This window comes from Pedobacter boryungensis (genome assembly GCF_013204825.1).
GTDB lineage: Bacteria > Bacteroidota > Bacteroidia > Sphingobacteriales > Sphingobacteriaceae > Pedobacter > Pedobacter boryungensis.
The window spans coordinates 1,354,214-1,368,908 of the sequence record NZ_JABMKV010000001.1 but is presented as its reverse complement, the minus strand read 5'-3'; the positions used below and the strand labels follow the sequence as shown (position 1 = coordinate 1,368,908).

The window sequence follows — 14,695 nt, the reverse complement described above, 5'->3', positions numbered from 1 at the left end:
CTAAAGTAAAAAACAATAATTAAAGCTGATTGGTTAAATAGATAATTTATAATTTTACAAGACTGAGAAAGACAAGTCTCAATTCTCACTACTCAGATCTATATGCAACAACCTAACAATCTTATCCATGCTTCTTCACCATATTTATTGCAACATGCTTATAATCCTGTCGAGTGGCATGAATGGGGAGCTGAGGCATTAGAAAAAGCGCAACGAGAAAATAAATTGATTTTGGTAAGTATCGGATATTCGGCTTGCCATTGGTGTCATGTAATGGAACATGAAAGCTTTGAAAATCATGAAGTTGCTGAAGTAATGAATCAAAACTTCGTGTGTATAAAAGTAGATCGGGAGGAACGACCTGATATAGACCAAGTTTACATGTTGGCAGTGCAACTAATGAATCAAAGCGGTGGTTGGCCCTTAAATGCAATCTGCTTGCCAGATCAAAGACCTATTTATGGTGGTACTTATTTCAGAAAAAACGATTGGATAAATATTTTAGATAATGTTTCTGCGCTTTGGCGAGAAGAACCGCAAAAAGCTAAAGATTATGCAGGGCGATTGATGGAAGGAATTACGCAAGCAGAAAAGATTATACCACAGATACAAAATGTAGTTTTTGATAAAACCCATCTAGAAGAAATCGTAGAACCTTGGAAACGTCATTTTGATATTACCGAAGGAGGATATAACAGAGCACCAAAATTTCCTTTACCGAATAATTGGAGTTTTTTACTTCGATATAGCTTTCTAACACCAGATGAAGCCTCTTTTACAGCAGTTTGCACTACATTAGAAAGTATGGCAATGGGCGGCATTTATGATCAAATAGGAGGTGGCTTTGTAAGATACGCTGTGGATGATAAATGGCATGTACCTCACTTCGAAAAAATGTTGTACGATAATGCGCAGTTAATTAGTTTATATGCAGAAGCTTATCAATGTTTAAAATTCCAACCGTTTAAACAAATTATAGTAGAAACTATTGACTGGGTTTTTAGAGAAATGAGTGACGATAATGGACTTTTTTATTCAGCACTTGATGCCGACAGCGAAGGAGTTGAAGGAAAATTTTATATATGGGATAAATCAGGTTTTGATAAAGTAGTAGGAGAAGATGCACAATTAATTGGCGATTATTTTAATGTAACTGAAGAAGGAAATTGGGAAGAAGAGCAAACTAACATTTTAAGAAGGGTAATGGCAGATGAAGATTTTATCCAGAAATATAATATTGACGCTGAAACTTTATATGATAAAATAGCCTTAGCAAAAGCCAAATTACTAGATGAGCGAAGTAAAAGAGTACGACCAGGTTTAGATGATAAATGTTTAACTGCATGGAATGCAATGATGATTAAAGCATTGGCAGATTCATCGCAAGTTTTGGATGATGAACTGTATTATAATCGAGCTAAGAAGGCTGCTGAATTCATTTTAAACAATATGGTTTCTCCTGATGGGGGTTTGTATCGTAATTATAAAAATGGAAAAGCATCAATTGCTGGATTTTTAGACGACTATGCTTTTATGATCGAAGCCTTAATATCGCTTTATGAAGTAGATTTTAACGACGAATGGCTGGAGGAAGCTAAATCCTTAACTAATTATGTACTGACTAATTTCAAAGACGAAGAAAATGATATGTCTTTCTACACTGCTGGTAATGGTGAAAAACTAATTGCTCGTAAACATGAAGTGATGGATAATGTAATTCCTGCATCGAACTCTGTTATGGCACAAAATCTTCAAAAATTAGGTTTGTTTTATGACGATGAAAGTTATCGTGAAAAAGCATCAGCTATGCTAAGTTCGGTTTTACCCAGCATCAAAGCTTATGGCTCTGCCTATTCAAATTGGTGTATTCAATTATTAAATGAAGTTTATGGAATAAATGAAATTGCATTAGTAGGTTTTGATGTGCAGGAAGCTAAAAATGAATTGAATACTTTTTATATTCCTAATAAAATTACATTAGGAGGAACAAAAAGTGAACTTCCTTTGTTAAAAGATAAGCAAAGCCAAGAAACAAAGATTTATATTTGCCGAAATAAAACTTGCCAACTGCCAGTACATACGGTTGCCGAGGCAGTAAAATTATTAAATTAACCCAATAAGAATGAATATTAATTCGAACACAGTAGTGTCTATAACTTATGAACTACACACTACTACTCCAGAAGGTCAGCAAGTTTTTGTTGAAAAAGCAAATGAAGAACAGCCATTAGTGTTTTTATATGGCGTAGGTATGATGTTACCTAAATTTGAAGAGCATTTAGCTGGCTTAAAAGCTGGTGATGAGTATAGTTTTGAACTTTCTCCTGCAGATGGTTATGGTGAATTAGATGCAACTGCTCATGTAGATTTACCTATCGATATGTTTAAAGAAGCTGGTGAACTACCTAATGTTGGTGATGTTATTCCTTTACAAGATAATCAAGGTAATCAATTTCGTGCTGGTGTAACTGGCGTTCATGAAGAGCATATCTCAGTTGATTTAAACCACCCTATGGCTGGTAAAAACTTAATTTTTGCTGGTAAAATTTTATCGGTACGTGAAGCAACTGCTGATGAATTAAGTCATGGTCATGCACATGGTGCTGATGGTCATTCTGGACATTAATCAGTTTTAATAATATAAAAAGCCCTGATATTTATCGGGGCTTTTTTATGTAATTTAGTGAGGGGGTTAATTAATCAAGATTTTATGAAAATAGAGTTTATAGTACTGCTTATCATACTAGTACCGTTAGTTGCATACCGAATATATAGGTGGTCTAGTTATGTGAAGAATAGAAAATACAGCGGGAGTAAACTAAAAAAGTATGCTGATAAAATGAATAGTGATAAAAATACCATTTAATAAAAAAGCCCTGATGGTTAAATCAAGGCTTCGTTTAAATATAATAAATGTTATTTGTACATTTCTTCTCTCAATTTCGCTACTTCTTCACTATTGATGTAATCATCGTAAGTCATCATTCTATCAATACTTCCTTTTGGGGTGAGCTCAATAATTCTAGTAGCAACTGATTCTGTTAAGGCATGATCTCTTGAAGTAAATAAAATAGTTCCTTTAAAATCTTTCATCCCATTATTTAATGCAGTAATTGATTCCAAATCCAAGTGATTGGTTGGCTCATCAAACATTAATAGGTTTGCCAATTGTAACATCATTCTTGAGAACATACAACGCATTTTCTCGCCTCCAGAAAGCACTTTTACATTCTTCAAAACTTCATCTCCAGAGAAAAGCATTCTACCAAGAAAGCTTCTTACAAATTGCTCATCTGCATCGGTACCAGAATATTCACGTAACCAATCCACTAAGTTTTCGTCTTTTCCTTCAAAATATGCTGAGTTGTCATTCGGAATATCAGCCGTGCTAATCGTTACACCAAATTTAAAGTCACCTTTATAGTCTTTATCTCTTCCAGATAAAATATCATAAAATGCAGTTGTCGCTAAACTATTTTGAGAAAGTATGGCAATTTTATCGCCTTTGTTTACCATGAAGTTCACGCCAGTAAATAAAACTTCGCCATTTGCTGTTTTACTTAAATTTTCTACTTGTAAAATTTGATCTCCAGCTTCGCGACCTAAATTATTAAACAAAATAGCAGGGTATTTTCTGCTTGACGCTTTAATTTCAGAAATATCGATTTTATCTAACGCTTTTTTACGTGAAGTTGCTTGCTTTGATTTAGAAGCATTTGCGCTAAAACGTTGAATAAATTCTTGTAATTCTTTTACCTTTTCTTCTAGTTTTTTATTCTGATCACTACGTTGTTTTAATGCTAACTGACTTGATTCGTACCAGAAAGTATAGTTTCCAGTATAAATACTCATTTTGCTGAAATCTATATCTACAATGTGCGTACAAACCGCATCTAAAAAGTGCCTATCGTGAGAAACAACCAATACAATAGCTTGATAGTCTGCCAAGAAATTCTCTAACCAAGCAATTGTATCAATGTCCAAATCGTTGGTAGGCTCATCCAATAATAAGATATCAGGATTGCCAAATAAAGCTTGTGCTAAGAGTACGCGTACTTTTTGGTTACCATCTAATTCTTTCAGTGATTTATAATGATGCTCTTCTTTGATACCCAAATTACTTAATAAAGTGGCAGCATTACTTTCCATATTCCAGCCATCTTTTTCTGCAAAAAGATTTTCTAATTCGCCAGCACGTTCACCATCTTTATCGCTAAAATCTTCCTTTAAATAAATAGCGTCTTTTTCAATCATAATGTCGTACAGTTCCTTATGGCCCATCATAACGGTCTCAATTACTGTATTTTCATCAAACTCATAGTGATTTTGTTTTAAAACGGCCATTCTCTCTCCAGGAGTAAAAGCTACCGAACCGCTTGTTTGATTCACTTCGCCACTCAGAATTTTTAAAAAGGTAGATTTACCTGCGCCATTAGCACCTATTACACCGTAGCAATTGCCTGGTGTAAATTTAAGGTTAACATCTTCAAAAAGAGTACGTTTGCCGTAACGTAGGGATAGATTAGAAACTGAAATCATGTTGCTGAAAAATAAGGTGCAAAGGTAGTTAATTTATTACTAAAATGCTATAAGGTTGTAGTATTGATGTGATCAGAATTATTAATTTTGGTTATGCAAAACGATTTCCTTTTAGAAGCAATTAAAACAACTTTACAAAAGACAAAAGTTTATAAGTTAGCGAATATTGCTAGTGAAAATGAATTTTTAGTTAAAGATTTAATTGACTTAACCTTTCATAAAGAAGAACAGGTAGGTTTTAGAGCTGCATGGATTTTAGAAAATATTTACACTAATCATTTTGAACGGTTTTTACCACAAGCTCATTATTTTCTAAAGAAATTTTCTGAACAAAATAATCTTTCTGCTCGTAGGCATTATACTAAAATACTAGCTTTAATCACTAAGAAAAATGCGCCATTAGCCATAAAGGAAATCATAAATAATTATCAGATTGATGCATTAGTTGAAACAGTTTTTAGCTGGTTAATTGATGAGAAAGTTCCAGTAGCTGTTAAATCTCATTGTTTAAATATCTTACACAATTTTAGCTCGAAACGCAGCTGGATTAAAGACGAATTGATACAAACAATGGATTATTTGGTAGATAAAGAAAGTATTGCGTTTTATGCAAAAGTAAAACAGATTAGAAAGCAATTGAATAAAACAGACAGTTCTCAGTAACTCTGCAACAATAAAGCAATAAAACAATCTATACCTACAACTGCAATCAGAAACTTCTATTTTTGCTAACATGAGTAATATATTTGAAATCGTATCCAAAGTTATAAAAGGAAGAAGAAGCATTTTCCCTGATAGTTATATTCAAAAAGAAATACCTGTAGCAATTATTGAGCAAGTTCTTGAAAGTGCAAATTACGCACCAACTCATAAATTAACTCAGCCTTGGCGTTTTGTAGTGATTAGAAAAGAGGCTAAAGCAAAGTTAGGAACGGAGTTAGGTCGATTATATAAAGAAACAGTTTCCCCTGAAAATTTCTTGCAGAAAAAGTACGATAGCTTTTCTAAAAAAACAGCTCAGGCAGATTGTATTTTAGCTATAAATATTCAATTTCATCCAGACAAATTGCCAGCTTGGGAAGAAATTGCAGCAACAGCTTGTGCAGTACAAAACATAGCTTTAACTGCCGAAGCTTTAAATATTGGAGCTTATTGGAGTTCTCCGCCATTAATTGCCGGTTTGGGAGATTTTTTAAGTCTTGCTGAGAATGAAAAATGTTACGGTCTGTTCTATATGGGCTATCATAATGAAACACCTCGTGAAGCAAATAGAACTGTTATGGCCGACAAGGTAAAGTGGTTAGAAAAATAGTTTTAGTTTAAGATTTCAAATTAGCAATTGTTTCGAATGCTGGTATTGCAACTTAAATTTTAATATATTTAGTTTGCTTAACCAAAAACTATGCAAGAAATCAAATCATCCTTATATCAACTTTGTTTAGATTTTATAAACGAACGTATACAAACTGCCGAAACTGCTTTGCAACAAGCTCGTGAAGCAAGTAATGACGATACAAAAAGTAGCGCTGGCGATAAGTATGAAACTAGTCGAGAAATGATGCAACAAGATATTGATCGCAATAAGCGATTATTAATTGATGCTGAGGAAAATCATAAAGTATTAAACTCGCTGAGAGATGCACCCTTTTCTGATACTGCACGTAATGGTAGTTTAGTGTACACTAATCAGGGTAATTTCTATTTGAGTATTAGCGCCGGTCAGTTGCACTTAGGTAAAGAAACTGTTTTTGCAATATCAGCAGTTTCTCCAATTGGTAAATTATTGTTAGGCAAACAGAAGGGTAGTGAGTTTGATTTTAACGGAAAGAAATACCAAATTAAAGAAGTGGCTTAAAAAATATTGTCATTCTGAGCGAGCGAAAAATCTATTATTCAATCGTTCAGAATGACAAGTAGTCCTAAAAACTATTTTTAATGCTATTACTTAATGTTTTTGGAGACCAATAACCGCTAGCAATAATTCTTCTAATTGTAAACAATGGATCTTTTTCATCACGTTTTGTAGATAATTGAAAAGCCATTCTAAAACCACGTTTTTTCAACTCAGGTATTCCTTCTGCATTCCATAAGCCAAAAGGATAAGCGAATTCCGTCATTTTTTTACCAGTAATTTCTTCTAATTTCTTTGTTGGTTTATCTAATTGTTCTTCCCAGTCTTTACCAGCATATTTTTTGAAGTTTTTATGATCATAAGTATGACTTCCAATTACATTTCCTTCATCAGAAAGTTGTTTAATTTGCTCTTTTGTCATGTAGTCTACAAATTTTCCTTTTCTACCGATAGAAACAGTCATGATAAAATAAACTGCTTTATAACCTAATTTTTTAAGCGTTGGGTTAACTACAGTAAACTGATCCATGTCTGTATCATCAAAAGTTAACATGATTGGTTTTGAAGGTAATTTAGCACCATTATTTAAATACGCATACAATTGGTCTGGCAAAATAGTGTGATAACCGCTATCTGCCAACATTTTCATCTGATCTTTAAAATTTTGGATTTCTACAATATAATCTTTACCAACCTTACCGTCAGTAGGTTTCCAGTTACGAACCTGATGGTAACATAAAATCGGAACTTGTTTGCGCTCTAAAATCGTTTTAGCATCAGCAACTTTTACTTTACTTACATCAATTTTTTCTATAGTAGTACCATCTGCTGTTGCTACTTCTGTACTATCTTTTGCACTTGCATCTGCATTAGATTGAGATTTAGATTGGCAACCAGCCATTAAAATGAATGCAGCTGCAATAAGTGATAAAAAATTCTTTTTCATAGTGTAATACTTTAGTGCAAAACTATAAAAACAAGATAGATTTATTACCAGAAATTCTCACAGTGTGGATAAAATTATGCAATGTTTAATAATTTAAAACCTCTATCTGTTTTATTACAAATAAATCGATGTTTAAAAGCACTTTTTAAATAAATTAGGCCTTTTATTTACTCTTTAATAATCATCAATGAAGAAACTCTACTCACTCTTGTTTTTCCTTTCAGTTTTGAGCATTCAAGTAATTGCCCAAACTAAAACCATTTCTTTAACGGAAACCACTCAAACGCCAGAAAAAGCTAATTATCAGGCAGCATCTCGCTTTTCTCCTAATAAATTGAGAAAGATAATTTACTCCACAGCAGTCGATCCACATTGGTTAAAGATGAGCAACAGATTTTGGTATCAATTCGAAACACCAAATGGAAAGCAATGGTATATTGTTGAGCCAGCTTCAAGAAGTAAAAAAATGCTTTTTGATAATGCAAAACTGGCAGCAGAAATTACCCTAATTGTTCGTGACCCTTTTGATGCACAGCATTTGCCAATCGAGAATTTAAAGTTCGCGAAAGATGAAAAGAGTGTCAATTTTGAAATAAAAAGTACAATAGACGAGGTTAAAAAAGATAGAAAAGATAAAAAAGCTGCAGATTCTATGCAAAAGAAAGTCTTCTTTTTTAACTATGAATTAGCAACTAATAAGTTAACTGAGGTTAAGAATTACGATAAGCCTAAAGCAAAACCATCATGGGGCTCGGTTGCGCCAGATTCTTCTGCTGTTATTTTTTCGCGTAACTATAACTTATATTGGATGGATAAAGCCAATTATCTAAAAGCTGTTAAAAATGAAGATGATAGTACAATTGTAGAACATCAACTTACAAAGGATGGCGTAAAATTCTATTCGTATGGGAACGATGGTGATGGAGAAAATAACGAAGAAGTAATTAAAAATGATAAAAAAAGACGTGGAGCTTATGTGTTATGGTCGCCAGACGCTAAGTATTTTGTATTAGATAGAACTGACTCTAGAAAAGTGAAAGACCTTTGGGTGATTAATAGTGTAGCTCCAGGTAGGCCAACTTTAGAAACCTACAAGTATCAAATGCCAGGAGAAAAGGAATCTCCAATTGATGAATTTGTGTTATTTAATTTTGCTGCAAAAACGTATAAAACCATTAACACTACTGCGTTTAAAGATCAAAGTATTTCTAGTTGGGGCAAAGAGAATTTAAATAAAGATAGAGACAATGAGTTTCGTCCATCCATATGGTTAGGTGATAATGAAAAATTCTATTTCTCGCGTACAAGTAGAGATTTAAAACGCATTGATATCTGTACAATTAACATTCAAACAGGAGCCGTTACGCAGCTTATCGATGAACGTTTTAATACCTATGTAGAAGTTCAACGTCCTGGTTTAATTGATGGTGGAAAAGAAGTTATTCACTGGAGTGAACGCGATGGCTGGGGTCATTTTTACCTATTTGATGGGAATGGAAAATTGAAAAATCAAATTACATCTGGTGCATTTCATTGCGAAGGAATCGTAAATATCGATCAAAAAAATCGTGTGCTTTATTTCACAGCAAATGGGCGAGAAGCAAAAGAAGACCCATACTATTTGCATTTATACCGCATTAATTTCGACGGTACTGGAATGAAATTACTAAATGCGGGAGATTTCGACCATGCGGTAAATATGAATGATGAGGCGAAATACTTTGTCGATAATTTCTCGAGAGTAAATACCGTTCCTAAATCAGTTTTACTGGATAATTTAGGTAATAAAGTAATGGATTTAGAAACAGCTGATTTATCATTATTAATGGCAGCTGGTTACAAATTTCCTGAACCATTTAAAGTTAAAGCGGACGATGGTGTAACCGATATTTATGGTGTAATGTACAAGCCATTTAATTTCGATCCAACTAAAAAGTATCCAATTATAGAGTATGTTTATCCAGGTCCACAAACAGAAGCCGTGAATAAATCATTTGGACGTAGTATGGATAGAGTAGATCGTTTAGCACAGTTTGGCTATATTGTTATTACAGTTGGAAATAGAGGTGGAAACCCTGCTCGTTCAAAATGGTATCATACGTATGGTTATGGTAATTTGCGTGATTACGGTTTAGCAGATAAAAAAGCTGCAATTGAGCAATTGGCTGATAAATATTCATTTATTGATGCAAATAGAGTAGGAATTACGGGTCATTCTGGTGGTGGTTTCATGTCTACAGCTGCATTGTTGGTATATCCAGATTTCTTTAAGGTTGCTGTTTCTGCAGCAGGTAACCACGATAATAGTATTTATAACCGCTGGTGGAGTGAAAAACATCATGGCGTAAAGGAAATTGTTTCTGCCAAAGGCGATACCACCTTCAAATATACCATTGATAAAAATCCAGATTTGGCGAAAAACCTAAAGGGGCATTTGTTATTAATGCATGGTGATGTCGATAATAATGTAAACCCTGCTAACTCCATTCGTGTAGCAAACGCATTGATAAAGGCTGGTAAACGTTTCGACTATATGATTGTTCCAGGTCAACGTCATGGTTTTGGCGATATGACAGAATATATGTTTTGGCGTTTGGCCGATTACTTTAACAACTACTTATTAGGAGATTTTTCTCAATCTAGCAATGTGAATATTACAGAAATGGATAGAGAAGTAGAACGAAAACAGTAGAAATACACATATAATTGAATAGCAGATGCGCAGATTTTACTTAATCTGCGCATCTGCTGCTTATAAGCTAAAATTATTATCTTTAAATATGAAAAAACAACTATTGATATTGGCTGTTGGTGCAATGGGTTTTGCATCTTGTCAAACAAAACAAAATAGTGCAGATTCTTCAACCGATTCTGTCGCCTTAAAAGCAATAAATGACACTGCTTTTTCCAAACATATTGCAGTTTTAGCTTCAGATGATTTTGAAGGTAGAAAACCATTTACAGAAGGTGAAACCAAAACCATCAATTACCTAAAAGGAGAATTTGAGAAATTGGGTTTAAAACCAGCCAATGGCGATAGTTATTTTCAAGATGTACCAATGGTAGATATTAAATCTACACCCACAGATTTAACGATTAAAACAGCAAGTGGAAGCTCAACTTCACTCAAATATTTGGATGATTTTGTAGGTGCAACTCGACATGTAACCAATCAAGTTAAAGTAGAAAACTCAGAAATGGTATTTGCAGGTTACGGAATTGTTGCTCCTGAATATAAATGGAATGATTACGAAGGCTTAGATGTAAAAGGTAAAACCGTTGTGGTAATGGTTAATGATCCGGGCTTTTTAGATTCAACCTTGTTTAAAGGTAAAACAATGACGTATTACGGGCGTTGGACCTACAAGTTCGAAGAAGCGGCTCGACAAGGTGCAACAGGTGTAATTATTATTCACGAAGATAAAGCAGCAAGTTATCCTTGGGCGGTGGTAAGAAGCGGGTGGTCTAAATCTAAACTGTATTTAGCTGCAGCCGATGACAATAAATCTAGAGCTTTATTAGAAGGGTGGATTACCCAAGATGTAGCAAAGTCAATGTTCAAAATGGCTGGTAAATCGGAAGATTTAATGGTTCAAGCAGGTAAAAAAGGATTTAAACCTGTTGATTTAGGATTGAAAGTATCAACAACTATCAACAACACCATTAAAAAATCCATTTCCCATAATGTAGCAGCTATCTTACCTGGAGCTAAAAGAGCGGATGAATATATCATTTACTCAGGTCACTGGGATCATTTAGGTAAAGGTGAGGCGATAAATGGAGATTCGATTTACAATGGAGCAGTAGATAATGCAACTGGAACCGCTGCTTTGTTAGTATTAGCTGATGCCTTTAAAAAAGCTAAAAAACAACCTGAGCGTTCTATTCTGTTTTTAGCGGTAACTGCTGAAGAGCAAGGTTTATTGGGTTCAGAATATTATGGTGCACATCCATTAGTTCCTGTAAATAAAACAGTAGCCAACATCAATATTGATGCAATGTCGGCAAGTGGAAAAACTAAAGATATAATCGCAGTTGGTATGGGTCAATCGGAATTAGAGGATTATTTAGTAGAAGCTGCTAAAAAACAAGGTAGGGTTGTGGTTAAAGATTCCAATCCATCTGCAGGATTTTACTTTAGATCGGATCACTTTAATTTTGCAAAAGTGGGAATTCCAGCGCTATATACAGAAACTGGTGATGATAATGTAGCTCACGGATTAGCTTGGGGTAAAACACAAAAAGAAGATTATACAAAAAATCGTTACCACGCACCTGCGGATAATTTTGAGCCAACTAAATGGGATTTCTCAGGAATGGTAGAGGATTTAAGATTATTATTTGATGTAGGTTATCGTTTAAGCAATGAAACAACTTTTCCTAATTGGAAAGAGGGAAGCGAGTTTAAAGCGATTAGAGAAAAGAGTATGAAATAGTTATTTATATAATAATGCCACAAAATCGTCATTGCGAGGTATAAAGCAATTAAAGCGATTTGTTATATATTTTTCACATGTTGTAGGATTGCTTCGGACCTCGCAATGAGGACAAGCTAAAAAAAAGCCGCTGATACAGAGTTAAATCTGCAAATCAGCGGCTTTCTTTATTAAATAAATATTATTTCTCGTTCAAAAACACAAACTTGTGATCAAACATATCTAGTTTTATTTTACTATCCTTATCTACTGTTCCAGCTAAAATAGATTTCGATAACTCATTCAAAATCCTTTTCTGAATGACACGTTTCAAAGGTCTAGCACCAAACTGAGGATCATAACCTAACTCAGCTAACCAATCTAAAGCCTCAGTGCTTGCTTCAATCGTAATTCCCATTTCTGCAAGAGTATCCTGAACATGTTTAAATTGTAAATTGACAATATTTCTAATTTCACTTCTTTGTAAAGGAGTAAACATAATCAACTCGTCAATTCTATTTAAAAATTCTGGACGAATGGTTTGTTTCAATACTTCAAACAGTTCATTCTTAGTTTTTGCAATTACTTCATCACGATTTTCATCATCTAGGTTTTTAAAATTATCCTGAATTAAATGAGAACCAATATTAGAAGTCATAATAATAATCGTGTTCTTAAAGTTCACCACACGACCTTTATTATCCGTTAAACGACCATCATCCAATACTTGCAATAAGATATTAAATACATCTGGGTGAGCTTTTTCAATCTCATCTAACAGTACCACAGAATACGGCTTTCTACGAACAGCCTCAGTCAATTGCCCACCTTCATCATAACCAACATATCCTGGAGGCGCACCAATTAATCTAGAAACCGCATGTCTTTCTTGATATTCACTCATATCAATTCTAGTCATGGCGTTTTCATCGTTAAATAGAAATTCTGCTAATGCTTTTGCTAATTCTGTTTTACCAACACCAGTTGTTCCCAAGAAAATAAACGACCCAATTGGTTTACGCTTATCTTGTAAACCTGCTCTCGATCTACGAATTGCATCAGAAATTGCTTCAATTGCCTCATCTTGTCCAGCTACACGTTTGTGCAATTCATCCTCCAAATGCAATAATTTCTCACGCTCACTAGCCACCAATTTAAGTACAGGAATACCAGTCCAACGGGCAACAACACCCGCAATATCATCCGCAGTAACCTCTTCTTTAAGCATTCGGCTATCGCTTTGTTGTTTTTCTAAATCAACTTTTAATTGCTCAACCTTATCTTGTGCTTCTTTTATTTTTCCATAACGGATTTCTGCCACTTTTCCATAATCACCAGCACGTTCTGCTTGTTCTGCCTCTAATTTATAATGCTCAATTTGCTCTAATTGAGTATTTACGGCATCAACTAAATCTTTTTCACCTTGCCATTTTGCTTTTAATTCATCACGCTCTGCCGATAAGTTGGCAATGTCTGAAGATAGTTCTTTTACTTTTTTATCGTCTTTTTCACGTTTAATGGCCTCACGTTCAATTTCTAAACGCATAATCTCTCTATCAAGCGCATCTACGTTTTCGGGAACACTATCCATTTCCATACGTAATTTCGACGCAGCCTCGTCCATTAAATCAATCGCTTTATCTGGTAAAAAACGATCTGCAATATAACGCTGAGACATTTCTACTGCTGCAATAATCGCTTCGTCTTTAATTCTCACTTTGTGGTGGGTTTCATAACGCTCTTTTAATCCACGTAAAATTGAAATCGCATCCTGTGTATCAGGTTCATCAACCATAACCTTCTGGAAACGACGTTCTAATGCCTTATCTTTTTCCAAATACTTCTGATATTCATCTAAAGTTGTTGCACCAATGGCACGTAGTTCTCCTCTGGCTAACGCTGGTTTTAAAATATTAGCAGCATCCATTGCGCCTTCACCGCCACCAGCACCAACCAATGTATGTATCTCATCAATAAATAAAATGATGTCCCCATCGCTCTGTGTTACCTCTTTAACCACGGCTTTTAATCGCTCTTCAAACTCACCTTTGTACTTTGCACCGGCAATTAAAGCACCCATATCTAATGAATAAACCGTTTTGCTTTTTAAGTTTTCCGGTACGTCGCCTTTTATAATTCTGAACGCAATACCTTCAGCAATGGCAGTTTTACCCACACCTGGCTCGCCAATTAGTATCGGATTGTTTTTCGTTCTACGAGATAAAATCTGAATAACACGACGAATTTCTTCATCACGACCAATAACAGGGTCTAATTTTCCGCTTTCGGCGTATTCATTTAAATTTCGTGCATATTTATTCAATGCTTGATACGTTGCCTCTGCATTTTGATCCGTTACTCTATTATCCCCACGTAAAGAAACAATAGCTTGTTTCAAGTCTTTTTCATTTACACCTTGTTCTTTTAAAAGCTTAGATGTAGAATCGTTTACCGCTAATAGCCCTAATAATAAATGCTCAACGGATACAAAGTCATCCTTAAATTCCTTTAAATAAGATGTTGCTTTTTGTAAAGCAGAATTGGCGTAAGATGACAAATAAACATCTCCACCAGTCACTTTCGGTAGTTTTTCTATCGCTGCGGTTAAGTTTTGCTCAACCGTATTTAGGTTCACATTTAGTTTCTTCAGCACATAAGAAACCACGTTTTCATCAACAGTTAGCAAACCTTTTAAGATGTGTGCAGTTTCAATAGCCTGTTGCTGATTGCCCTGCGCTATTTCAGAAGCTTTTTGAATTGCCTCTTGTGCTTTGATAGTAAAGTTGTTGAAGTTCATATTCCTCTTTTATTCAAAACAAATGCCATATGCATTTTGCTTCGCTAATCGGAAATTTTGTCTGTATGGATTAATATGAAATGACTAAATGACTGTAAATAAGTCGTTTGTGCTGAAAAATTGTCTTATTTATAATTAGTACTCGT

General features: G+C 34.4%; 10 protein-coding genes. 7 read left to right on the top strand and 3 right to left on the bottom strand.

The window, feature by feature from the left end:
- Positions 1 to 102: 102 nt before the first annotated feature.
- Together HQN85_RS05950 and HQN85_RS05945 are read left to right on the top strand one after the other, a co-directional pair.
- Positions 103 to 2,112: a thioredoxin domain-containing protein gene (locus HQN85_RS05950; RefSeq protein WP_173269938.1), complete on the top strand. Its 2,010-nt coding sequence runs from the start codon at positions 103 to 105 to the stop codon at positions 2,110 to 2,112.
- A 10-nt stretch (positions 2,113 to 2,122) separates the two neighbouring features.
- Complete coding sequence (locus tag HQN85_RS05945) at positions 2,123 to 2,626, top strand: FKBP-type peptidyl-prolyl cis-trans isomerase (RefSeq protein ID WP_173269935.1); 504 nt, start codon at positions 2,123 to 2,125, stop codon at positions 2,624 to 2,626.
- Between the two features lie 290 nt (positions 2,627 to 2,916).
- On the opposite strand, the gene HQN85_RS05940 is transcribed toward HQN85_RS05945, so the two are convergent.
- On the bottom strand, positions 2,917 to 4,539 hold the full coding sequence (locus tag HQN85_RS05940; RefSeq protein WP_173269932.1) for an ABC-F family ATP-binding cassette domain-containing protein: 1,623 nt from the start codon (positions 4,537 to 4,539) through the stop codon (positions 2,917 to 2,919).
- A gap of 93 nt (positions 4,540 to 4,632) precedes the next feature.
- Here HQN85_RS05940 and HQN85_RS05935 point away from each other — a divergent pair, with 93 nt between their 5' ends.
- The 3 genes from HQN85_RS05935 (at position 4,633) to HQN85_RS05925 (ending at position 6,394) form a co-directional block, all read left to right on the top strand.
- Positions 4,633 to 5,202 (top strand): hypothetical protein, encoded by a 570-nt coding sequence (locus HQN85_RS05935; protein ID WP_173269930.1) that lies wholly within the window; start codon positions 4,633 to 4,635, stop codon positions 5,200 to 5,202.
- Positions 5,203 to 5,272: 70 nt separating this feature from the next.
- The gene (locus tag HQN85_RS05930) at positions 5,273 to 5,851 is read left to right on the top strand and encodes a nitroreductase family protein (RefSeq protein WP_173269926.1); all 579 of its coding nucleotides are present in this window, start codon (positions 5,273 to 5,275) and stop codon (positions 5,849 to 5,851) included.
- Between the two features lie 90 nt (positions 5,852 to 5,941).
- Positions 5,942 to 6,394, top strand: coding sequence for a 3-oxoacyl-ACP synthase (locus tag HQN85_RS05925; RefSeq protein WP_173269923.1), 453 nt, complete (start codon positions 5,942 to 5,944; stop codon positions 6,392 to 6,394).
- A gap of 64 nt (positions 6,395 to 6,458) precedes the next feature.
- Here HQN85_RS05925 and HQN85_RS05920 read toward each other — a convergent pair whose 3' ends face one another.
- Positions 6,459 to 7,337, bottom strand: coding sequence for a polysaccharide deacetylase family protein (locus HQN85_RS05920; RefSeq protein ID WP_173269920.1), 879 nt, complete (start codon positions 7,335 to 7,337; stop codon positions 6,459 to 6,461).
- A gap of 187 nt (positions 7,338 to 7,524) precedes the next feature.
- Here HQN85_RS05920 and HQN85_RS05915 point away from each other — a divergent pair, with 187 nt between their 5' ends.
- Together HQN85_RS05915 and HQN85_RS05910 are read left to right on the top strand one after the other, a co-directional pair.
- A complete protein-coding gene (locus tag HQN85_RS05915) occupies positions 7,525 to 10,029 on the top strand; it encodes a S9 family peptidase (protein WP_173269917.1) in 2,505 nt (834 codons plus the stop codon).
- 88 nt (positions 10,030 to 10,117) lie between these two features.
- Complete coding sequence (locus tag HQN85_RS05910; protein ID WP_173269914.1) at positions 10,118 to 11,773, top strand: M28 family metallopeptidase; 1,656 nt, start codon at positions 10,118 to 10,120, stop codon at positions 11,771 to 11,773.
- Between the two features lie 181 nt (positions 11,774 to 11,954).
- Here HQN85_RS05910 and clpB read toward each other — a convergent pair whose 3' ends face one another.
- Positions 11,955 to 14,549: an ATP-dependent chaperone ClpB gene (gene clpB / locus HQN85_RS05905; RefSeq protein ID WP_173269912.1), complete on the bottom strand. Its 2,595-nt coding sequence runs from the start codon at positions 14,547 to 14,549 to the stop codon at positions 11,955 to 11,957.
- Positions 14,550 to 14,695: the final 146 nt, after the last annotated feature.